This window comes from uncultured Senegalimassilia sp., assembly GCF_902464545.1.
Classification (GTDB): domain Bacteria; phylum Actinomycetota; class Coriobacteriia; order Coriobacteriales; family Eggerthellaceae; genus Senegalimassilia.
Genome location: NZ_CABQJR010000015.1, coordinates 36,281 through 58,147, shown reverse-complemented (window position 1 = coordinate 58,147; position 21,867 = coordinate 36,281). Strand labels below are relative to the sequence as shown.

Annotated in this window: 17 protein-coding genes; 9 read left to right on the top strand and 8 right to left on the bottom strand. The window is 64.7% G+C overall.

Annotated features, from left to right (window positions below):
• Positions 1–20: 20 nt before the first annotated feature.
• A complete protein-coding gene (locus RDW26_RS05740; protein WP_307982868.1) occupies positions 21–1,376 on the bottom strand; it encodes a polymer-forming cytoskeletal protein in 1,356 nt (451 codons plus the stop codon).
• A gap of 251 nt (positions 1,377–1,627) precedes the next feature.
• Between RDW26_RS05740 and RDW26_RS05735 the strand changes: the two genes are divergently transcribed.
• On the top strand, positions 1,628–2,539 hold the full coding sequence (locus RDW26_RS05735) for a LysR family transcriptional regulator (RefSeq protein WP_307982867.1): 912 nt from the start codon (positions 1,628–1,630) through the stop codon (positions 2,537–2,539).
• 128 nt (positions 2,540–2,667) lie between these two features.
• Here the strand turns inward: RDW26_RS05735 and RDW26_RS05730 are convergent, their stop codons facing one another.
• The 3 genes from RDW26_RS05730 to RDW26_RS05720 form a co-directional block, all read right to left on the bottom strand.
• Positions 2,668–3,366, bottom strand: coding sequence for a class I SAM-dependent methyltransferase (locus RDW26_RS05730; RefSeq protein WP_307982866.1), 699 nt, complete (start codon positions 3,364–3,366; stop codon positions 2,668–2,670).
• 246 nt (positions 3,367–3,612) lie between these two features.
• Positions 3,613–4,329, bottom strand: a complete 717-nt coding sequence (locus RDW26_RS05725; RefSeq protein WP_307982865.1) for a 5'-methylthioadenosine/adenosylhomocysteine nucleosidase — start codon at positions 4,327–4,329, stop codon at positions 3,613–3,615.
• 174 nt (positions 4,330–4,503) lie between these two features.
• Entirely contained in the window at positions 4,504–4,998 is a 495-nt protein-coding gene (locus RDW26_RS05720) for an S-ribosylhomocysteine lyase (protein WP_307982864.1), read from the bottom strand.
• 244 nt (positions 4,999–5,242) lie between these two features.
• Here RDW26_RS05720 and RDW26_RS05715 point away from each other — a divergent pair, with 244 nt between their 5' ends.
• The 6 genes from RDW26_RS05715 (at position 5,243) to ung (ending at position 12,225) form a co-directional block, all read left to right on the top strand.
• Positions 5,243–7,198, top strand: a complete 1,956-nt coding sequence (locus RDW26_RS05715) for a fructose-1,6-bisphosphatase (RefSeq protein ID WP_307982863.1) — start codon at positions 5,243–5,245, stop codon at positions 7,196–7,198.
• Positions 7,199–7,572: 374 nt separating this feature from the next.
• Positions 7,573–8,622 carry an inorganic phosphate transporter gene (locus tag RDW26_RS05710; protein ID WP_307982862.1) on the top strand — a complete coding sequence of 350 codons (1,050 nt, stop codon included), beginning with the start codon at positions 7,573–7,575 and terminating at the stop codon, positions 8,620–8,622.
• A gap of 272 nt (positions 8,623–8,894) precedes the next feature.
• Positions 8,895–9,419, top strand: a complete 525-nt coding sequence (locus tag RDW26_RS05705; protein ID WP_307982861.1) for a hypothetical protein — start codon at positions 8,895–8,897, stop codon at positions 9,417–9,419.
• A gap of 144 nt (positions 9,420–9,563) precedes the next feature.
• Positions 9,564–10,919, top strand: a complete 1,356-nt coding sequence (locus RDW26_RS05700; protein WP_307982860.1) for a chloride channel protein — start codon at positions 9,564–9,566, stop codon at positions 10,917–10,919.
• Positions 10,912–11,334: a potassium channel family protein gene (locus RDW26_RS05695; RefSeq protein WP_307982859.1), complete on the top strand. Its 423-nt coding sequence runs from the start codon at positions 10,912–10,914 to the stop codon at positions 11,332–11,334. Before RDW26_RS05700 ends, RDW26_RS05695 begins: the two co-directional genes overlap by 8 nt.
• 159 nt (positions 11,335–11,493) lie before the next feature.
• The gene (gene ung / locus RDW26_RS05690) at positions 11,494–12,225 is read left to right on the top strand and encodes a uracil-DNA glycosylase (RefSeq protein WP_307982858.1); all 732 of its coding nucleotides are present in this window, start codon (positions 11,494–11,496) and stop codon (positions 12,223–12,225) included.
• A 128-nt stretch (positions 12,226–12,353) separates the two neighbouring features.
• On the opposite strand, the gene RDW26_RS05685 is transcribed toward ung, so the two are convergent.
• The 3 genes from RDW26_RS05685 to RDW26_RS05675 form a co-directional block, all read right to left on the bottom strand.
• Complete coding sequence (locus tag RDW26_RS05685; protein ID WP_307982857.1) at positions 12,354–15,491, bottom strand: ATP-binding protein; 3,138 nt, start codon at positions 15,489–15,491, stop codon at positions 12,354–12,356.
• A 217-nt stretch (positions 15,492–15,708) separates the two neighbouring features.
• Complete coding sequence (locus tag RDW26_RS05680) at positions 15,709–16,827, bottom strand: 5-methyltetrahydropteroyltriglutamate--homocysteine S-methyltransferase (protein ID WP_307982856.1); 1,119 nt, start codon at positions 16,825–16,827, stop codon at positions 15,709–15,711.
• Between the two features lie 234 nt (positions 16,828–17,061).
• Positions 17,062–17,985, bottom strand: coding sequence for a LysR family transcriptional regulator (locus tag RDW26_RS05675; protein ID WP_307982855.1), 924 nt, complete (start codon positions 17,983–17,985; stop codon positions 17,062–17,064).
• A gap of 325 nt (positions 17,986–18,310) precedes the next feature.
• Here RDW26_RS05675 and RDW26_RS05670 point away from each other — a divergent pair, with 325 nt between their 5' ends.
• Together RDW26_RS05670 and RDW26_RS05665 are read left to right on the top strand one after the other, a co-directional pair.
• Positions 18,311–19,288, top strand: coding sequence for a diaminopimelate dehydrogenase (locus RDW26_RS05670; protein ID WP_307982854.1), 978 nt, complete (start codon positions 18,311–18,313; stop codon positions 19,286–19,288).
• A 370-nt stretch (positions 19,289–19,658) separates the two neighbouring features.
• Complete coding sequence (locus tag RDW26_RS05665) at positions 19,659–21,146, top strand: nucleobase:cation symporter-2 family protein (RefSeq protein WP_307982853.1); 1,488 nt, start codon at positions 19,659–19,661, stop codon at positions 21,144–21,146.
• Between the two features lie 68 nt (positions 21,147–21,214).
• Here the strand turns inward: RDW26_RS05665 and RDW26_RS05660 are convergent, their stop codons facing one another.
• Entirely contained in the window at positions 21,215–21,841 is a 627-nt protein-coding gene (locus RDW26_RS05660; protein ID WP_307982852.1) for a nucleotidyltransferase family protein, read from the bottom strand.
• Positions 21,842–21,867: the final 26 nt, after the last annotated feature.

Sequence of the window (21,867 nt, the reverse complement as noted above, 5' to 3'; positions counted from 1 at the left end):
CCTTTTGCATGGTGCGCAGGTTATGCTGTGGGCGCCTGCGGCGGATTGCCGGAGCCGTTTTGCGGAGCGTCGGGCTGCCGGGGAGCAGCTGCAGACGCCGGCGCTGCCGGCGCGGGTGCAGGCGCCGCTGCAGCCGAGACGGGGTTGCCCGCCTGCGGCGTCGGCGCGCCCTCGTTGCGGTTCGTCAATCCCAGGAACGCGTTCTGGATGAGGTAGCCTAGGGCGAACATGAAGCAGGCGGCAGCCAGCGGCTTGCCGATGTAGGGCAGCGCGCATGCCGCGCCCAGGATGGCGCCCATAGCAAGCGCCGCGGGGAATCGTCCCAGGTTCTTGAAGACCAGCTTGCCCAGCGCGGCGGCGGTGAAGCCGCCCGAGACGATGGTGAGCGCAATCAGGGAGAACGTTGCGGCGCCGGCGATGGGCAGCGTGATAACCAGGCAGCACAGGATGATCACCGCCACGGGCGCTGCGATGGCGCCGATGATCCCGGAGGCGACCAGGTAGCCGGTGCGGGTTTTCGCCAGCTGGGCGGCGTTTGCGGTGTGCTTGCGCGCCAGCCATTCGGCCGCCGCCGCGGTCACCAGGCACGCGAGGGCGCTATAGACCGCTGCCAGCGAGGTGCTGACCGCATTGAACGCGGGCTCAGGCTTATCGTCCTGCGTGTGGATGGAAAGCTCCAGTGCGCCGTGCTGTGCGGAGGAGGCTATCTCGGGCTGATCGCCGGCAGAGCCGCGTACGGCGCCTTCGATGTGGGCGTTCGGGCCCAGCCGTACGGAGTCGGCGTTGACCACGACGTCGCCGTGGACGGTTCCGTCGATGACGGCGTGCTCGGCGCAGATGTAGAGCGCATCGCATTCGCCGGAGAAGCTTGCATCGCTGGCGGCGATGGCCACCGCCTGCGCCGTGGTGTCGCTCACCGTGGCATCTTTTGCGGCAAGGGTGATGCTGTGCGCCACGTTGGCGCCCCTGATGGCGATGTCCTCGGCTGCTGCGCGGATGCTGCCCGATACGGTGCATGAGCTTACGGCGATGGACTGGCCCGCGGCGAGGATGTCGTTAGGTGCGGCCGTTTTCGTGAACAGCTTGCTTTGGCCGAACCAGATGATGTCGTCTCCCAGCATGCCGCTCGCATCGTCGGCGATCTCGTCGGCTGACCAGGCGTGGTCGTCGTCTGCGTGATGCGATTCGTCCGCTGCGAACGCCGGTATCGCCGGGGCGATGGCGAGCGTGCCGGCGGTTGCGATGGCCACGGCGGCGCATGCGAGCGCGCCCGGGGCGTTCGCGCCGGTTTTCCGGGCGTTGCGAGCCCATGCGGCAATGCCCGCGCTTGCAAGCGCGATGAGCGCGAGCGCTGCAAGAAGCGTTATGGCGGTCATGATGTCCTCCTCCGTTTGCGTTTGCGCGACGCAACGGCGGCCCCGGCGTCGCGTGAAAGCGCCTTTGCGCAGCAGCTTTCCCCTTTCCGCCAGTATACTTGCTTGCGCGCGCGTGTGTGCAAAGAGGGGTAAGCGAGATGGTGAAGCCGAGCTGTACGCGGCTTCACCCGCCTGTGGGCGTTTGGGGGTTGGTGCGGGCCGTGACGTATACTTGGCTTTCGAAGGTTTCTCTTTTCGCCGGAAGGGTTGGCATGAAGATCACGCTGCAACAGATGCGCTATATGTTGAAGATCGCGGAAACGGGGTCGATGGTGGCGGCTTCGCGCGTGCTGTCGGTTTCGCAGCCCAGCCTGTCCGAGGCAGTGTCGGTCGTGGAGCGCGAACTGGGTTTTTCCCTGTTCACCCGCGGGAATACCGGCGCTACGCCCACGAAGGAGGGCATGGAGTTCCTAGGCCGGGCGCGGCAGGTGGTGCTGCAGATGGACAACCTTGAGCGCCGCTATGGCGGCAACCAGCCCGAGGGCATGCGCTTCGCGGTTTCCTCTCATCACTTCACGTTTGTGGAGCGGGCGTTTTTGGACGTTGCGCAGCAGGTGGGTTCGGGCAGGTTCGACCTGGTGCTCAACGAGACGCAGACGCAGCAGATCATCGATGACGTGGCAAGATGCGACAGCGACCTGGGCGTGATATACCTCTCGCGCGCCAACGAGGGGGCGGTGGGGCGCGTGCTCGACCGCAACAAACTGGAGTTCTACGAGCTGTTCGAAGCAGTGCCGCACGTGTTTTTGCGTATCGGGCACCCGCTGGCGGGGCGGGAGAGCGTTTCGCTTGACGACCTGTATCCGTATCCGCAGCTGTCGTTCGTGCAGGGGGCATATGAGTCGTCGGCGTTTTCCGAAGAGCCGCTGTGGGCGCCCTCGGCGAAGACGGTGAAGGTCAGCGATCGCGGTTTCGCCACCAGCTTCATGCTGCACTCCGACGCCTATACCGTGACTAGCGGCGTGTATCCGGAGTTCTTGCAGCGCGGCGCCATCACGGCGGTGCCTATCCGCTCCGGCGAGCGCATGCATATCGGGTACGTGATGCCGCGCGGGTTGACGCTCGACGCGATAGGCGAGGCGTTCGTGGCGGCCATGAAGCTCTACGCGAAGGTGGAGGGCTAAGCAACCTGCGGGCGAAGCGTCGGGCGTCATGCGGCGCGAACAGGGGACGGAGGTGTGTTCAGGGTTGGCCTTTGGGGAATGAAAGGTCGATTCTGAACGCACCTCCGTCCCCTGTTCGCGTTCGCGTTCTATAGCTTCATGCTGGCGGGGACGATGCAGTCGTAGCGCACGGCCTTGCCGTCGATGGAATAGCTGGGCTTGATGCCGGCCAGGTACGGGCCCTTCGCCGGGCGCTTGATGACCACCTTGCGCGGGCCGCAGGCTATGGCGGCGCGCAGCAGCCCTTCCTCGTCGGTGCACGGCGCCTCCAGATGGTGCAGCAGCTGGAACTTCTTCTTGACCGCGGCGCTTTTCTGCCGGGCGGGGAACATCGGGTCGAGGTAGACCACGTCGGGTTTGGCCACGTCCATGGATGCGCGTGCGGCAAGCGCCTGCACGCTGTCGCCGCTGGTCAGGCGCATGCGCGCTACGATGGGCGAAAGCTGCGGGTCGGCGGCGGCGCGCGCCAGGCCGTCGGCGAGCAGCGCGGCGATGACGGGGTCGTGCTCGAAGAGCTGCACATGGAAGCCGGCCGCGGCCAGCAGCAGCGCGTCCTCCCCGAACCCGGCGGTGGCATCGATGGCGCGCGGCTGATCGACGCCTTTGACGCGCGCGGCGCGGACGAGCAGCTCGTGGGAGAGCCTGCCGGGCTTGATGCGCGGCAGCATGCCCGCAAGATCGCAGCGCAACTCCATGCCTTCGCCCGCCAGCGCCAGGCCGCGTTCGTCGCGCACCAGGCTGACGGCGGGGTCGTCGATGGTGGGAAGCATGTTGTCATCGAAGGTCATGGGGAAGCGTCCGATCGTCGTGTTCTAGGGGGATTTGGGGCCTCGGGCCTGGGTTAGAGCCGGACCCGCGGGTTCGCGCGACTCGGGTTTTCCGAAGTGCCGCGCGGGCGGTTGTGTGCGCCGGTTTGCGGCTCGGGGCGTCCTGAAGGATGCGGGGCGGGCGGTAGCGCGAACGCAGCCTGAGCCCGGGTGTGCTGCGCGTGCGGGTCGGTGCCGCACGACGCGCGGCACCGGTTCCGCGGCTTGCTAGCCTTGGCGCTCGAGCATGGCGATGACGAGCGCGGCGCTGTTGCGGGCCGCCTGCGCCTCGAACGTGGGGTAGTCCATGGACGAGGAACCGTCGGCCTTGTCGGAGACGGCTCGCACGATGGCGCACGGCACGCCGTTGGCCCATGCGACCTGCGCGATGGCTGCGCCTTCCATCTCGCAGCACTTCGCGCCGAACGTTTCGACGATGCGCTGCTTTTCGAAGTTGTCGCACACGAAGCGGTCGCCCGAGGCCACGCGGCCGGTGTGCGTGGTGGCGCCTATCGCCGAAGCCGCGGCGAGGACCGATTTCGACAGCGCCGGGCTGCAGGGGAACGCGAGCGTGTCCAGACCCGGCGTCTGACCTGCGGCGTAGCCCAGATTGCGCACGTCCATGATGTGGTTGACCGCATCATCGGCCACCACGATGTCGCCGATGTTGATGGATGCGTCCAGCGAGCCGGCGATGCCGGTGTTGAGCAGCGCGCTCACGCCGAAGCGGTCGATGAGCACCTGCGCGCACGTGGCGGCGTTCGCCATGCCCACGCCGCACTGCACCACGATGACGGTGGCGTTGCCGATGGTGCCCACGTTGAACTCCATGCCGGCGATGCGCGTGATCTTCACCGCGCCGGCCTTCGCCATCTCTTCGCGCAACAGCGCGATTTCCACGTCCATGGCGCCGATGATGCCCATGGTGTTGAAGCTTGTAGTCATAAGTTGCTTTCTGATCGGGGAAGGGAAGCGCGTGCCGGAAGGAAGCCGAGGACGCACGCGTGCGGAGCAGAGGGGTGGTGAACAGGGGACGGAGGTGTGTTCAGGGCAAGCCTTTCATTCCCGGAGATTTATCCTGAACACACCTCCGTCCCCTGTTCACCCTGTTCGCCTTCGTTAGTCGAGCAGGGCGGGATAGTGCGTGTGCGCCTCGTCGAGCACCTCGAGGGTGTTGGCCATGTAGCGGCGTGCCCACCATTTTGCCTGCACGAGGTCGTTGTCGTGGTAGTTGCCGCACTCCTCGGGCTTGGCGCCGGGGATCTCGCCCTCGAAATCGCGGATGAAGGCGAACATGCGGCGCACGAGGTCGGCCACGTCGGCGGACTCAAGCTCGCCGAAGGCCACCAGGTAGAAGCCGGTGCGGCAGCCCATGGGGCCGAAGTAGATCACGCGGCCGGACCATTCGGCATCGTTGCGCAGGAAGGTGGCGCCGAGATGCTCGATGGCATGGACGGCGGCGGTGTCCATGACCGGCTCGCGGTTGGGGGCGGTCATGCGCAGGTCGAACGTGGTGGTCGTGCAGCTGGTGGCGGCGTCGGAGTCGCGGCGCGACACGTACACGCCGGGCTCGAGCACGCGGTGATCGACGGAAAAGCTTGCAATGCGTTCCATGGATGCTCCTTGCTATATAGGTAACGGCAACATGGTCGCCGTAGGTTCGCAGCGCCTATTGTACCGCCCGCGAGCGACCCGCTTCGCCGGTCGGGCGTGCGAACAAGAAAATCTCCGCGTGGTCAAGCGCCTGCGCGGGGCGCGCCTGCGTTCGGGTTGCGCCGTTTACCGGTGCGGGTGCGCGGGGGAGGGCTGTGCGCGGTACCATCGTGCCATCAATGTGCGATGACCTGAGGAGGTTCTCATGGAAGCGGATCAGAAGCGCTACTTGGAATTGTTGGCCCGATCTTTTCCCACGCAGGAGCTGGCGGCGGCCGAGATCATCAACCTGAGCGCCATCCTGAACCTCCCGAAGGGCACGGAGTTCTTCTGCTCCGACATCCATGGCGAATCCGAGGCGTTCAGCCACATCCTGCGCAACGGGTCGGGGTCCATCCGCCTGAAGGTGGACGAGGCGTTCGGCGATCAGCTGACCGAGGCCGAGAAGCGCGAGCTTGCCACGCTCATCTACTACCCGCGCGAGAAGGCGAAGCTGATCTTGGCGGGTGTGGAAGACGAGCGCGCCTGGTACGCCACCGTGGTGCCGCGTTTGGTGGCGGTTTGCAAGCGCGCTGCGCGCAAGTACACGACCAGCCGCGTGCGCAAGGCGCTGCCCGCCGAGTTCGCCTACATCATCGAGGAGCTGATGAGCGAGGATAACCACGGTGTGGACAAGGAAGCATATTATGCCGGCATCATCGACGCAGCGGTGCGTACCGGCCGCGGCATCGCGCTTATCGAGGCGCTCGCGCAGCTCATCCAGCGCCTGGCCATCAGCCAGCTGCACATCATCGGCGACATCTACGACCGCGGCCCGCACCCCGACGTCATTATGGAGACGCTGCAAGCTCAGCATAAGGTGGACATCCAGTGGGGCAACCACGACATCGTGTGGATGGGCGCGGCCCTCGGGCAGCGCGGCTGCATCGCGCACGTGGTGCGCAACTGCGCCCGCTACGGCAACCTGTCCATTTTGGAGGACGCCTACGGCATCAACATCCTGCCGCTGGCAAGCTTCGCCCTTGACGCGTACCGTGACGATCCGTGCGTGGGCTTCGGCCTGAAGGGCAACCCCGACCTGTCGCCGTCCGAGCTTGAGATGAACGTGAAGATCCAAAAGGCCATGGCCATCATCCAGTTCAAGGTGGAGGCGGCGCTGATCGACGAGTACCCCGAATTCGGGCTGGAAAGCCGCAAACTGTTGGACAAGATCGATTACGAGGCGGGCACCGTGGTGGTCGATGGCGTGGAGTACCCGCTGACCGACCGCGTGTTCCCCACGGTCGACCCGCAAAACCCCTTCGCGCTCACGCCCGCCGAGGAAGAGGTGATGTGCCGCTTGGAGGCCGCGTTCACCGGATGCGAGAAGCTGCAGCGTCATATGCGCTTCTTCCTGGAAGTGGGCAGCCTGTACAAGATCCGCAACGGCAACCTCATGTTCCATGCCTGCGTGCCGCTCAACGCCGACGGCAGTCTGAAGGAGGTGGACGTGTTCGGCCGCCGCTACAAGGGCCGCGCGCTCTACGACGTGATGGAGCGCTATGTGCGCGCCGCCTTCTTCAGCCATGACGCCGAGGAGAGCCGCCGCGGTCGCGACCTTTTGTGGTACCTGTGGCTGGGCGAGGGAAGCCCGCTGTTCGCGAAGAGCAAGATGGCCACGTTCGAGCTGTACCTCATCGCCGACAAGGTCGCGCGCAAGGAGGTGAAGAACCCCTTCTACACGCTTATCGAGGACGAGCGCGTGATCGCGGGCATCTTCGAGGACTTCGGCATGGACCCGGAGACGTCGCATATCGTGTGCGGGCACGTGCCGGTCAAGGTCAAGGACGGCGAGGACCCCGTGAAGTGCGGCGGACGCGTGTTCATGATCGACGGCGGGTTCTCGAGGGCCTATCAGCCCACCACGGGCATCGCCGGCTACACGCTCATCGATAACTCCTACGAGTTCATCCTGGCGGCGCACGAGCCGCTGAAGTCCGCGGCAGCGGCAGTGGTCGAAGAGCTCGACATCCACTCGAGCCGCCGCGTGGTCGAGCGCGTCGAGCATCGCACGTTGGTGGCCGATACCGACGACGGCGCCGACATCCGCCGCCGCGTCGAGGACCTCGAGCAGCTGCTGGAGGCGTATCGGGACGGCCAGATCGCCGAGGGCGGGCGCTAGCGCCGGCTCGACGGCTTATCGGATTGTGCGGTCGGGGCGCTGCTGCAGGGCGGCGCGCCGACTGTTGCGTTCTGGTGAACAGGGGGTGAACAGGGGACGGAGGTGCGTTCGGGAAAAAGCTTGCGTTTCGCAGGCCTTTTCCCGAACGCACCTCCGTCCCCTGTTCATGTTTCGCCTCGGCCGTCGCGTATCGGGGGCGGCGGTGCAGGCTGGCTGTCGGGGGAGCCGTCGACGTTCGGGCGCTCGATGGCGTGCGGTGCGGAAAAGTTGATGGAAGAAGCTGGGTTCAAGGCATAGCGCTCGCATGCCCGAATGTAGTATTGTTAAGCGTACGTCAAAAAATTGACGCAACTCTTACGAGTATGGGGAATTGCATGGCGCTTACGTTTGCTGACTTTCTTGCGCAGGCTATGGCTCAGCCTATCCTGTTCGTCATTTTGGTGCTCATCATCGGCGTTACCGCGGTGTCCGGCGCAACCGATGCGCCGAACGCCATCGCGACGGTGGTTTCCACGCGTTGCCTCAAGCCGAACACGGCCATCGGTTTGGCCGCCGTGTTCAACTTCGTCGGCCTGGTGGGCATGACGTTCATCTCCACGGCCGTGGCGAAGACCATGTTCGGCATGGTCGACTTCTCAGGAAACACCGATGCCGCCTTGCTTGCCCTGGTGGCGGCCATGATCGGCGCCATAGGCTGGGGCATCTTCTGCTGGTTCTTCGGCATCCCTTGCTCGAAATCGCACTCCCTTATCGCCGGCATCACCGGCGGCGCGGTGGCCATGAACGGCTGGGCGGGCGTTGTGCCCTCCGAATGGGTCAAGGTCATCTACGGCATGGTGTTCTCCCTGCTGGCGGGCTTTGCGCTGGGCTGGGTGTTCACGAAGATCATCGAGCGCGTGTTCGAGATGGCCAACCGCCAGGCGGCCAACATCGTGTTCACTGCCATCCAGGACCTGTGCGCGCTGGCTCTGTCGTTTCTGCACGGCGCGCAGGACGGCCAGAAGTTCATGTCCATCGCCATGCTGGGTATCGCGCTTTCCTTCGGCAGCTCCACGCCCGACGCGGGCGGCTTCCCCATGTGGGTCATGATCACGTGCTCGCTGGCCATCTCTGCCGGCACGGTGGTGGGCGGCAAGCGCATCATCAAGTCCGTGGGCATGGATATGGTGAAGCTGGAGAAGTACCAGGGCGTGGCCGCCAATTTCTCCACGGTGTTCACGCTGCTGTTCGCAAGCCTTACCGGTATGCCGGTGTCCACAGGCCACTGCAACACGTCGGCCATCATGGGCGTGGGCGCCAGCCGTTCCATCAAGCGCGTGAACTGGAGCATCGCCAAGAACATGCTGTTGGCATGGGTGATCACGTTCCCGGCATGCGGCCTTATCGGCTTCGTGCTGGCGAAGCTGTTCATGATGCTGGCGTAAAGCCGTGTCTGCCGCTTGCCGGCCTATCGGGGTTTCGGCTTCGACCGCTTTTCGAACCGTCTTCCGTTTCTTGGGGTAACCAGGGGCGGAAGGCGGTTTTTTGTTGCCCGGGCCCGCATTCCCAACGGGAGGGCAACGGGATGGCGGCGCGCTGTGAACGGGTCGGTTGTGGCGCGGAAACGGTTGCCAGGCGGGCACGGTGCGGGGTTTTCGCCGCTCCTATACTGCGGCGTCGGGCAATAGGGCCCGAACGGACGCGATAGGAGCGCAACATGAACGAGAAGCATATCAAGGGCGTACAACGTGCCTCGGCGGCGGTGGCGATAGTGGCGACGCTGGCCATAACGGGCGGCGCGCTTGCCGGCTGCAGCGGCAACTCGAACGACGACAACGGCCAGGTGGTGGAGGAGTCCGCCGTGGTCGAGCAGGGCGACGCCGGCGCGGCGAGCGCGGACCCCGTGATGGTCACCAAGGTGATCCAAGAAGTGACCGGTGCATATGTGGGCCAGACCGATGATGGCGCGACGGTGTATTACGCGCTCACCGACGACGGGACCCAGCGCATCCTGGCGGTGCGGGCCGCCGATGGCACTTACGAGTCGTGGGTGGGCAATGCCACCTCCAACGGCGAGGAGGTCACCATCACTGACGCGCCTTCCGGCAACACTATCTCCTTCCGCTTCGCCCCGCAGGAAGGCGATTCTGCCCTGATCGATCTAGGCGACAGGGGCCAGGCTGTAGTTGCGCAATGCCCGCTTGAGGTCGTCACGGACGTGGTGGAGGTTTCCGAAGGCTAGGGCGACTGCGCCCCTTGCAGCTTAGGCATGTCGTGTTGGGGGAGGGTCCTTGGCTTGCCCGGCGGGTCAACGGTTACAATATGGCTGACATAACCGCAACGCTGCGCGCCCGTTCGGCCCGCAGCTTGATGCCAAGGGGTTCTCATGGGCAAGCTTGCCAAGCCGGCGAACCGGCTGTTGTTCGCGCTGTGCGTGCTGATCACGGGCGCCATCGCCGGCGCGTTCGTGTGGGCGTTCTTCTTCTGCATGGATATCGGCCTGGGGCTTTTGTGGGAGAAGCTGCCGCAGATGCTCGGGGCCGCGGCGGGGCAGGAGGTTCCGGCGCTTGCGTCGGGGCCGTTCGGGTTCGCCGCATGGCCGCTGATCGTGTGCCTGATCGGCGGCCTTGCCATCGGGCTGTACGACAAACATGTCGGTTTCGCGCCCGAGGAGCTGAACGTGGTCATGGGCAAGGTGAAAGGCGAAGGGCGCTACCCTTACGATCACCTTGGCAAGCGTTCGCTTTCGGCGCTGCTGCCGCTGCTGTTCGGCGGCAGCGTGGGTCCCGAGGCGGGCCTGACGGGCGTGATCGCCGGTTTGTGCACGTGGGTGGGCGACCGCATGCGCCGCTTCGGCGCCGACTTCCGCGCCATGACCGTGGCCGGCACGCAGGCGGCGCTGACGGCCCTGTTCACCGCCCCGCTCTACGGTTTCGCCGCGCCTCTTGCGGGCACCGCCGACGGGCGCGGGCTGGAAGGCGAGGTGGACATCAAGCTGCCGCGCGCCGGAAAGGCGGCGGTGTACCTATGCGCCGTGGTGGGCGCCCTCGGCGCGTTCTTCGGGCTTGCCGAGCTGATTGGCGGCGGGGGCGGTCTGCCGCGTTTCACGGCGGCCAACGTGGGGCCGCGCGAGCTTGCGTGGCTGGTGCCGCTGGCGCTTGCGGGCACGGCGTGCGGCTGGGCCTACCATGCCTCGGGCGCCGCTACCGGCGCGCTGGTGCGCCGCATAGGTGACAAGCCAGTTGCCAAGGCGCTGCTGGCCGGCTTGGCCTTGGCGCTTTGCGGCATGGCGCTTCCCTATACCATGTTCGCCGGCGAAACGCAGTCCACCCTGCTCATGGCGCGCTGGACCGCCATCCCGGCGGGCGCGTTGGTGGCGACGGGCTTCGTGAAGGCGGCACTCACCCCCGCGTGCATCAACCTTGGCTGGCGCGGCGGCCACTTCTTCCCGGTCATCTTCTCGGGCATCGCGCTTGGCTACGGCTTTGCCCAGATCAGCGGCGCCGATGCGGTCTTTTGCGTTGCCGCGTGCACCTCGGCGCTTATGGGCGCGGTCATGCGCCAGCCGCTCATGGCAGCGCTTCTGCTGGTCATGTGCTTCCCGCTCAAGGGCGTGATCGTGATGCTGGCGGCGGCCGCCATCGGCGCGGCCATCCCCCTGCCGAGGGTGTTGAGCCCGCAAAAGGCCGAAGACGCGCTCGGCTCGGCAACGTCGGATAAGGAAGGGGTGCGCCATGCGTAGGCTGCGCATGCTCGTGGAGATCGAGCGTCAGGCGGGCTTTGGCCCCATCACCTGTCTGTTCGTCGTCGTGTTCCTGCTGTGCTCGCTGGCGGTGTGGCTTGCCGACCCGGTGGCGAACACGTTCGGCGACGGCATGTGGTTCAGCTTCCAGGCCGTTTCCACCATCGGCTTCGGCGACGTGACGGCGGCGGGGCCGGTGGCGCGCATCGCCACCATGCTGCTCAGCGTGGTGAGCATCTTCTACATCGCTCTTATCACCGGTGTGGTGGTCAGCTATTGCAACGCCATGCTGCGGCAGCGCCAGGAGGGCACGTTGGCGCATTTTGCCGAGAACCTGGAGCGGCTCGACGAGATGACGCCCGAAGAGTTGGCCGTGTTCTGCGAACGCGTGAAGGAGTACCGTCGCGGGAGGTAGCGCTCGGCGGTCCGGCTTCGGTCGGTTGTGTAGCGCCGCGATTGCGAGATGTGCGATCGGGGCTGTGCGTCGTTTTGGCGCCGCTCCCTGCCCGCACCGCCGATATGCAATCGGAAAAACGCCGCTTGCCGGCGTTTCCCTCTATAAGAAGGAGGCCCCATGGGCTCGAACGAGAACGTGAACGCGTGGCTTGACGCCGCGCCCAATCAGGTGCGCGAAACCACGCAGGAGTTGTTGTCGCAGGTGGAGGCCATGCGAGATGCGCAGACCATATACCCTCCGCAAGACGATATCCTCAACGCGCTCGCGTTCACTGCGCCTGCCGACGTGCGGGTGGTCATCTTGGGTCAGGACCCGTATCACGGGCCGGGGCAGGCCATGGGGCTGTCGTTTTCCGTGCCTGCCGGCTGCAAGCTGCCCCCCAGCCTTCGCAACATGTACAAGGAAATGGCCGCCGACCTGGGGTGTCCCATTCCCGAGAGCGGGGATTTGACCTCGTGGGCCGCGCAGGGCGTGCTGCTGCTCAACACCACGCTCACGGTGCGCGAGCACGCGGCGGCGTCGCACGCCAAGCTTGGCTGGCGGGTGCTCACCGACCATGTGGTGCGCTGCTGCTTGGAGGTGCCGCAACCGGTGGTGTTCCTGACCTGGGGCAAGCACGCCATCGAGTTGGTGGACGGGGCATGGAAAGCCGTGGAGGCGGGCCCTGCGGCGGCATCGCTTGCCAACAAGCATGTGCTCAGGAGCACGCACCCTTCGCCGCTTTCGGCAAACCGCGCTACGGCTACACTGCCCGCGTTCATGGGGTCGCATCCGTATTCCCAGGTCAACAGCATATTGAAGGAAGAGGGCGAACAGCCCATCGACTGGCAGAGCGTGCTTGCGGGGTAGGGCGGCGCCTTTTACGGCTTCGTGATTTGGCCATGTCCTCCGGCGGCATCGCATGTAAAAGCAAGTCGCGCCCGGAACCTCTGTTCCGGGCGCGACTCGTCGGATAAAAGCTTGCGTGCGCCAGCGGCCTATTCGCAGAAGCGCCCGGCTGCGGACAGGAGCGCCTGCATATCAATCGGTTTCGCCAGGTGCGCGTCCATCCCGGCGGCCTTCGATTTCTTACGGTCCTCGTCGAAGGCGTTGGCCGTCATGGCGATGATGGGCACGGTGGATGCGTCGGGGTGGTCGAGCGCGCGTATGGCGCGGGTGGCCTCGTAGCCGTCCATGACGGGCATCATCAGGTCCATCAAGATCAGCGAGATCGCGCCCGGCTTCGAGCTTGCGAACATCTGGACCGCTTCCTTGCCGTTCCATGCTTTGACCACGGCGGCGCCGGCGTGGTCCAGGTAGAACTCGGCGATCTCCATGTTCAGGTCGTTATCCTCGACCAGCAGCACGCGCTTGCCGGAAAGGGAACCCTTGGCTTGCGGGGCGGCCTGCGCGCGTTCGGGACGCGCCGTTGCGTTGTCGTTTATCTTGAACGGCAGCGTGAAGGTTATCTCCGTCCCAACGTCGGGCGTGCTTTGCACGCTGATGGTGCCGCCCATGGCGTCGATGAGCGTTTTCACGATGGACATGCCCAGGCCGGTGCCCTGGTAGCGGGTGCGCGCGCCGTTTTGCTCTTGCGTGAACGGCTTGAACAGGTGCTCGGACACGAACTCCTCGCTCATACCGATGCCGGTGTCGGCGATCTTGAATTCGAACAGCGCCGTATCGCCGTTGCATGAAAGCTCGGTGATGTACGTGCCCACCCTCCCGCCGGGCTTGTTGTACTTGATGGCGTTGCTGAACAGGTTGAGCATTATCTGACGCAGCCGCAGGTCGCTGCCGATGAGCTGGGTATGCTGCACGTCCTTGCGGTAACGCTCGTGGGAGATGTCGCTTTCCAGCATCTGGGCGGCAACGAGCGATTCCACGTCATCGGCCAATTCCAGAAGGTCGAACTCGTCCTGCTCGAGTACCTCCTGCCCGGAGCTGAGCTTGTTCATGTCGAGCACGTCGTTGACCAGGTTGAGCAGGTGGTTCGCCGATATCTGGATCTTGTCCAGGCATTGGCGGGTTTTCGCGGGGTCCTGCTCGCTTGCTCCGATGATGTTGAGCATGCCCAAAATCCCGTTGATGGGCGTGCGGAAGTCGTGGCTCATGCGGTTCATGAACTCGGTTTTCGCCTTGCTTTCGGAATCGGCGGTCTGCAATGCCTGCTCAAGGCGACGTTTCTCCGCTTGTTCCTGTTCGTGGAACGTCGAGGTGTTCTTGATTAGCACGATGCCGCGCACGACAGGAAGCTCATCTTGGGTGTCGATGCGGTATTGCGAATCTTGCGACATGAGCACGACCTTTTGCAACCATTGCAGGTTGTCGTCCGATCCGGTCTCGCAGAACTCGATGGTCACCTCGTTCGCGCCGCCTTTGAAACGCGCAAGCAGCTTCTCCGAGGAATTTGCGAGTCGATAGCTTTCAAGCGTGCCCTCGGTGACGGATCCGGAATGTTTGCGGCAGAAGGCCGTATAGGAGCAAGGTAGCTGCATGTCCGGTTCGGCCAAGCCCCCGTCGGACGCGAAGAACACCTGCTCAAGGCGGTCGTTGGTCAGGTCGACCGAATATGCCGCTTGCGCAGATTCGAGCAGGGCATCTACGTAACCGCCGCTGTTCTCGAGGATGGATTGCCTGAGCTGGTCGTAGTAGCGGGAGAGCTGCTGCTTCTCGCTTGCCGTTCCGTCGGAGAACGGCTCGAGGGCGACCACGAAGTGATGGAGCGCCCCTTCTTCGTCATCGTCTAGGTGCAGCACGGTGACGCGGCCGCGCCATGCCGGGCTTTGCAAGATCAGCTCGATAGGTTCGCTTTGCGGGGTAAGGCGCTTGTGAAGCGTTTCCAGCTGCAGTGCGCGGCGCACCTTGGGTCGTTGCTCTTCGCAAGTCAGCGAACATGCGATGTGCTCGACGGCGCCCGAGTAGTTGCCGCTGTCGGCTAAAAACGTGTTCGATGATGTGCGCAGGATGCGGTACTGGTCGAGCTTGGCATCGCAGTATATGCAGTTGGAGAAACGGAAGCCAAGGCCGGAAACGCGCTTCAAGATGCGCTCGTTTTGCCGTTGGCGCGCCGCTGCCTGGGCAAGGCGCGCGTTGTTCTTGTCTATGTACATGTTCTTGTCCGCTTGGCGGAACAGCTCGCGCATGGTGGGGGATTCGAATTCGCTGGACAGGGCGTAGCCGGCGGCATAGCTGATGGGCATATCGGGATGGGCCTGGGAATACTCATCGGCGTTGTGCCGTATCCGGTCGAGCAGTGCCGCGGCCTGTGCGGCATCGGCGCCGTGCAGCACCGCCAAGAACTCGTCGCCGCCATAGCGGCCGGTGAAGCACAGGGGGCTTTGCGCTTTCGCCAGCTGCAGCGCGAAAGAGCGGATGTATTCGTCGCCCTTTTCGTGCCCAAGGTTGTTGTTGATGGTGCGAAGGTTGTTCAGATCGAACACGAACACGGCCAAGGGGCTTTTGGGGCCGATGGGCTTGGCCTGCGACAAGATTTCCTCGCACTTGTTCTTGTTGGGAAGGCCCGTCGCCTCGTCAAGGTACACCTTGCGTTGCAGCTGCCTGTTCAGGGCCGCGGTGCGCAGCGCGCGGACAAGCTCGATGGCGAACAACGCCAGCAGGGCCACGATATCGGCTATGACGATGCTCTCCAGGCGGTCGAGCGCGGTGGCCTTTTCTTGCGAGTATTCCTCCGCCAGCCCGGTGGTCTGGTCGCAGAGTTCGAAGAAGTCCTCGCTTTTCGCGATGATGTCGGTGTTTTGATAGCCGGTTTCGCGCACGAGCTCGATCTCGGTGCGAAGGTCGGCGAAGCGGTCGGCCAGCTCGGTCATCTTCTCCTGATAGGCTTCATCGTCAAGACGCACCAAATCTAGGTCATCGTTTCCATAGCGCAGTCCATCGATGTAGGAATCCACGGACTCGATCATCTTGTCCTGCGCAAGTCCCGCATCTTCCATCTTCACGATGCGTTGCGTGGTGCCGCGCACCAAGCCGGCGTAGTTCACCACGCGCGCGGTGCCTTGTATGTTTGCGACCAGCGACATGATGTCGAGGAACAGGAAGATGAGCACGATGGTGAGCGCCGTCATGAGGACGCGCGAGATTTGGCTGCCTTTGCTGGTGGTGCGCTTGTTCATCCCAAGCCTTTGCTCTATGCGGAACCCGACTGAAATCAACGAGGAATTTTACCATGAGGTCGCTTCGGGCGGACCGTTTCGCAGGTTCACAAAGTCAGAGCGGTGCCATTTTTCGAAATAAGCGTTGCGTCAGGCGTTATCCCGTGTCAAAACAAGTTAGGCCCGGAACCATTGTTCGGGGCCTAACACATCGGGTTCGGTTGCGTGCGTTGGCCGTTTATTCGCCCCAGACGCGCTCGGCGACCCGTCGCACCAGCGCGATCTTGGCCCACTGGTCATCCTCGGTGAGCACGTTGCCCTCCTCGGTGGAGGAGAAGCCGCACTGCGTGGACAGGCGCAGCTGCTCGAGCGGAACGTACTGCGCTGCCTCGTGGATGCGCGCGATCACGTCGTCTTCGTTCTCAAGCTCGGGGAACTTAGATGTGACCAGGCCCAATACCACCTTCTGGTCGCGGATATGCGCCAGCGGTGCGAAATCGCCGGAGCGGTCGGAGTCGTACTCCAGGAAGAAGCCGTCGTAGTTCGCGCCGCCGAACAGCACCTCGGCCACGGGCTCGTAGCCGCCGGAAGAGAACCACGTGGAGCGGAAGTTGCCGCGGCAGATGTGCGTGGTGATGGTCATGTCGTCGGGCTTTGCCTCAAGGATGCGGTTGATCGCGTCCACGTAGCTCTTCGCCACCTGGTCGACGTCGATGCCCTCGGCGGCGTACGCTTCGCGCTTGGCCGGGTCGCAGAACTCGCCCCAGCTGGTGTCGTCGAACTGCAGGTAGCGGCAGCCCAGGTCGTAGAAGGCGCGCACGGCATCGCGGTACACCTCCACGATGTCGTCGAAGAGCACCGATTCGTCGGCATAGCGCTCGATGGGGCGGTACGTGGCTTTGCCGCGCACGCAGGGGATCAGGTGCAGCATGGAAGGCGCGGGGATGGTCAGCTTCGCCGGATAGTCGCCGGCGATGTCGCGCAGCTTGGCGAAATGGGCCAGGAACGGGTGGTCGCCGAAGGCGATCTTGTCGCGGAACACCAGCTGGGCGCCCTTGGGCTTGGGGCCCTTGAACTCCACCGACCACGTTTCGGCGTCGACGTGCTCGACGTTTTGCAGGCTTTCCAGGAAGTCGAGGTGCCACATGGCGCGGCGGAACTCGCCATCGGTGACGGCCTTGAGGCCCGCTTGCTTCTCCTTCTCCACCAGGTCTGCGATGGCGGCGTTCTCTGCGGCGGTCAGCTGCTCGCGGGTGATGGTTCCGGCGGCGAAATCGGCGCGCGCCTGCTTGAGCGCCTCGGGGCGCAGGAAGCTGCCGACGATGTCATATGCGTAGGGAGGGTTGGTGATGGCCATGGGAGCGTCCTTTCATCGCTTGTGTTGCGAGGGAAAGGATGCCACAGGCCTGCGTGATAGAAAACTATCGGTTTGGTAGGGATATGCATAGCCAAAAGGAATGGAAGTGTGGTTGGGCTGCGCGGGCGGCGCGCGGTGTCGGGTGCCGGCGGGCGAGGCGCCTCGGCCTGGCCTCGTCTTCCGTTTGCGCCGTTCGCGCCGCGCGTCGAAGGGCTCGCGCGAGGGCGAGCTACCTTATTCGCCGGCTTCGCGTTGGTATTCGTTCACGTATTCCTGCAGCAGCTGCAGGTAGCGCTCGGCCACTGAGGACAGCGGGCGGTCGGCGCGTTTGACGTATCCCAACTCCATATGCTCGGGGCTTTCGAGCGGGATGGACACGATCTGGCTGCCGTTGAGGTCCTCGGAGAGGATGCCGCTCGAGATGGTGTAGCCGTCAAGGCCGATGATCAGGTTGAACAGCGTCGCGCGGTCGGTCACCACGATGCTCTTGTCCACCGCCTCGGCGATGTGCAGTTCCTCGGCGTAGTACAGCGAGTTGCGGATGCCCTGGTCGTAGCTCAGGCGCGGGTAGGGCGCCAGGTCGGCAAGGGTTGCGCGCTCAAGGCGCGCCAGCGGGCTGTTGCGGCTGACGAACACGTGCGGTTTCGCACGGAACAGCGGCACGAAGTGCAGGTCGGCCGACTTCACCACGTTTGAGATGACGCTTTCGTTGAAGTCGCAGCGGTACAGCACGCCCAGCTCGCTGCGCTGCACCCGCACGTCGTCGATGATGCCGGCGGTGGACGTCTCGCGCAGCGAGAACTCGTAGCGGTTGCGGTCGTATTCGCGCACGAGCGAGACGAACGCGTTCACCACGAAGGCGTAATGCTGGGTGGAGATGCCGAACACGCGGCGGATGCGGTCGGTGCCCTTGTATTCGCTCTCTAGAAGATCGGCCTGTTCGATGACCTGGCGGGCGCGCGAAAGGAAGCGCATGCCCTCCTCGGTGGGGACGACGCCGGTCCGAGAGCGCGTGAAGATGGTGATGTCCATCTCGCGTTCGAGTTCCGAGACCGCCTTAGAAAGGCTGGGTTGCGCGACGAAGAGCTTGTTCGCCGCCGCGGTGAGCGACCCGGATTCGGCGACCTGGATGACGTATCTGAGCTGTTGAAGTTTCATGGGCCGTATTCTAGCAGGAAGGGAAGGGACCCGGTAGGATATCGCCGGATCGATACGCGTGGCGGACGCGCCGCGGCGGTGTTGCGCGGGGGTCGGCTGCGGCGCTGCGGACGGGGCATCGCCGGTGCGTTGCGAGCGGGTGTTCGCTGTCGTGCCGTGGCGGGCTTGCAGGTGTGCCGCGAGCGGCTTCGCGGCCGTTTCCCTATACGGTTGGTATGCGGAAATTGCGCGACGCTTGCGGGTTCGGCGCGCGATACGCGTATCATGGAAGCGTTTTTCAGGCACTATCGCGGCCCTGCGTCGCCGCATCGGGAAAGGAAGCGAAATGACTCGCATCGGCATTTTGGGATACGGAAACCTTGGACGTGGCGTTGAGCTGGCCATTCGCCAGAACGACGACATGGAGCTCGCAGCGGTGTACACGCGCCGCGACCCTGCAAGCGTGAGCATCGCCACCGAGGGCGTGCCCGTCCGCTCCGTGGCCGACCTGGAAACCGGCAACGAGGACATCGACGTGCTCATCCTGTGCGGCGGCAGCGCCACCGACCTTCCCGAGCAGACGCCGAAGTACGCGGCGCTGTACAACGTGGTGGACTCGTTCGACACGCATGCCAACATCCCCGCGCATTTCGCGAACGTCGACGCGGCGGCCCGCGAGGCCGGCACGTGCGCGCTCATCTCCTGCGGCTGGGACCCGGGCCTGTTCTCGCTGAACCGCCTGTACGCCAACTGCATCCTGCCGCAGGGCGCGGACTACACGTTCTGGGGCCGCGGCGTGTCCCAGGGGCACTCCGACGCGCTGCGCCGCATCCCCGGCGTGGCCGATGCGCGCCAGTACACCATCCCCGTGCCCGCCGCGCTCGATGCGGTGCGCGCCGGCGGCAACCCGCAGCTGACCACGCGCCAGAAGCACACGCGCGAGTGCTGGGTGGTGCTTGAGGAGGGCGCCGACGCCCAGGCGGTGGAGAAGCAGATCGTCGAGATGCCGAACTACTTCGACGAGTACGATGTCACGGTGAACTTCATCAGCCAGGAAGAGCTCGATCGCGACCACGCGGGGCTGCCGCACGGCGGCTTCGTCATCCGCACGGGCACCACGGCCGGCGGCAACGATTGCCGTATCGAGTACTCGCTCGACCTGGGCTCCAACCCTGAGTTCACCGCCTGCGTGCTGGTGTCCTACGCCCGCGCCGTCGCGCGCCTGGCGGCCGAGGGCGCAACCGGCTGCAAGACCGTGTTCGACATCGCGCCCGCCTACCTCTCGCCTGTAAGCGGCGAGGAGCTGCGCGCCCACATGCTGTAAGGGCGCGGTTCCTAGAACTAAGTCAGCGCGCGGGCGGGGGTTTGCCCCGGCTTCGGCGATCGGGGGTCTTCCTTCAGCGATGTTTGCGGCCGTCCCGTTTCCGGGGCGGCCGTTTCGTTTTGCCTCGAAGCTGCTTCTTTTCCGAATCACGGGCTTTTGCGCTGGATGCGTCGGCATGCTGCCGCAAGGCGCTCATGGCGCATGTAGGCGGGGGCGTTGCCGAACGGGCGGCGCTCCCGCTTTGCGTTTGGGGCCGCCATGGGCGTGCCTGAAAATGTCACGTACGTGTAAATTACTCCATACCTTCTTCAAAAAGACGCGCCAGGGTGCTATTTTTTTGCAGTTTCCGTCCTTTGGAAGGGGGATGTGCATGGTAGATGAGAAGCCGGAGGCGGTAGAGCAGGCTCAGGAGAAGGATTGCTCGGCCGCTGCTTCGGAGGAAACCTCCGGTAATGCAAAGTCGCTCGGCGTTTTCTCGTTCGAGGGCGACATGTCGCTGGCGCAGGCCATTCCGCTGGGCCTGCAGCACGTACTGGCGATGTTCGTGGGCAACTTGACGCCGCTTTTGATCGTCACGGGCGCGTGCGGCCTTGCGGGCGCGGAGTTCGCGGACGTGCAGCTGGCGCTGCTGCAAAACGCCATGTGGATCGCTGGCGTGGTGACTTTGGTCCAGCTGTTCGGCGTCGGCCCCATCGGCGGCAGGGTGCCCATCATCATGGGCACGTCCTCAGGCTTCATCGGCGTGTTCAACTCCGTGGCGGCATCCATGGGCGGCGGCCTGTTGGCCTACGGCGCCATCATGGGCGCTTCCATCATCGGCGGCCTGTTCGAGGGCGTGCTTGGCTTTTTCCTCAAGCCTCTGCGCCGGTTCTTCCCGGCCGTGGTCACGGGCACGGTGGTGCTCTCCATCGGCTTGAGCCTGATCAGCGTCGGCGTGAACACCTTCGGCGGCGGCGCCAGCGCCAAGGACTTCGGCTCGTTTGAGAACCTGTGCCTGGCGCTTGTCGTGCTGGTGGTCATTTTGGCGGTCAAGCACGCGACCACCGGGTTTTTGAGCGCATCCTCCATTTTGGTCGGCATCATCGTCGGCTATATCGCGGCGGGCATCATGGGCATGGTCCTGCCCACCACCGGTGTCGACGCGAACGGCGTCGAATATACGAAGGCATGGGTTTTGAACTGGGATAAGGTTGCCGCAGCGGCATGGTTCGCCGTGCCCAACCCGTTGCCCGTGGCGCCTGTGTTCGACATGCGCGCCATCGCCCCCGTGCTCGTGATGTTCGTGGTCACCGCCGTCGAGACCGTCGGCGACATCTCCGGCGTCACGCAGGGCGGCATGAACCGCGAGGCCACCGACAAGGAGCTTTCCGGCGGCGTGATCTGCGACGGCTTGGGCTCCACCGCGGCGGCCCTGTTCGGCGTGTTGCCGAACACCTCGTTCAGCCAGAACGTCGGCCTGGTCACCATGACGAAGATGGTCAACCGCAAGGCCCTGGCCTGCGGCGCGGTGTTCCTGATCTTGTGCGGTTTGTGCCCGAAGCTGGGCGCGGTGGTCTCCATCATGCCGCAGTCCGTTCTGGGCGGCGCGGCCGTCATCATGTTCGCCTCCATCGTGGTCAGCGGCATCCAGCTCATCACGCGCGAGCCTTTGACCCCGCGCAATCTGAGCATCGTGTCGGTGGCCTTGGGCCTGGGCTACGGCATCGGCGCCAACCCGGCGGTTTTGGCAGGCGCTCCCCAGATGGTTAGCCTGATCTTCGGCGGCTCCGGCATCGTTGCCGCGGCTGCCATGGCCATCATCTTGAACATCGTGCTCCCCAAGGACAAGGAAATCACCCAAAGCGACGCAGACGTATAGCCTTTCGCGACGCCTATATGATGAGAATGCCCGGTAGGTCTGCGTGACCTGCCGGGCATTTTTGGCTTTCAGGGGCTTTTACGGTGAGGCAAACCCGCGCTCATATGCGCCTGCAGCACCTCCAGGTCCTGCACAGTGTCCACGTCGAACTGCTCCCATTTGCTAGCGGCTTCAACGCAACGCACGCGCTGCGCATGCGCTTTCGCCACGAAGCCGCCGCCCTTGCCGGGCGGGAGCGCGCGCAGCTCGTCGAAGGCCCAGGCGGGGAACAGCACCGGTGCGCCCGGTGTGCCCTGGAAGCTGACGCGCCAGATGAGCTCGGGGTGCGCTTCGGCGCCGCGAAGCAGGGCGGCAAGGGTGTTCGCGCTGATGAGCGGCTGGTCTGCCTGGATGAACGTGACCGTGTCGCATCCGTCCATGGCTTGCATTCCCAGACGCACGGTGTCGCTTCTGAGCGGTTCATCGTGCTGGATGGCTTCCACGCCCAGGCTGCGGCACGTCTTCGCCACGTCCATGTGGCGCGTGACCGCCACGCGTTTCGCGAATAGCCCGTCACAGGCCCTGATCGCGTGGGCGATAAGCGGCGCGCCGTCAAGGTCCGCCATGAGCTTGTTCGACCCGAAGCGCGTGCCCAGGCCCGATGCCATGATGATGCAGCCGTGTACGGCGTTCGGGGTTTCAATGGGGCTGGTCATGGTCGGTTCGCCTTTGCAGATTCGAT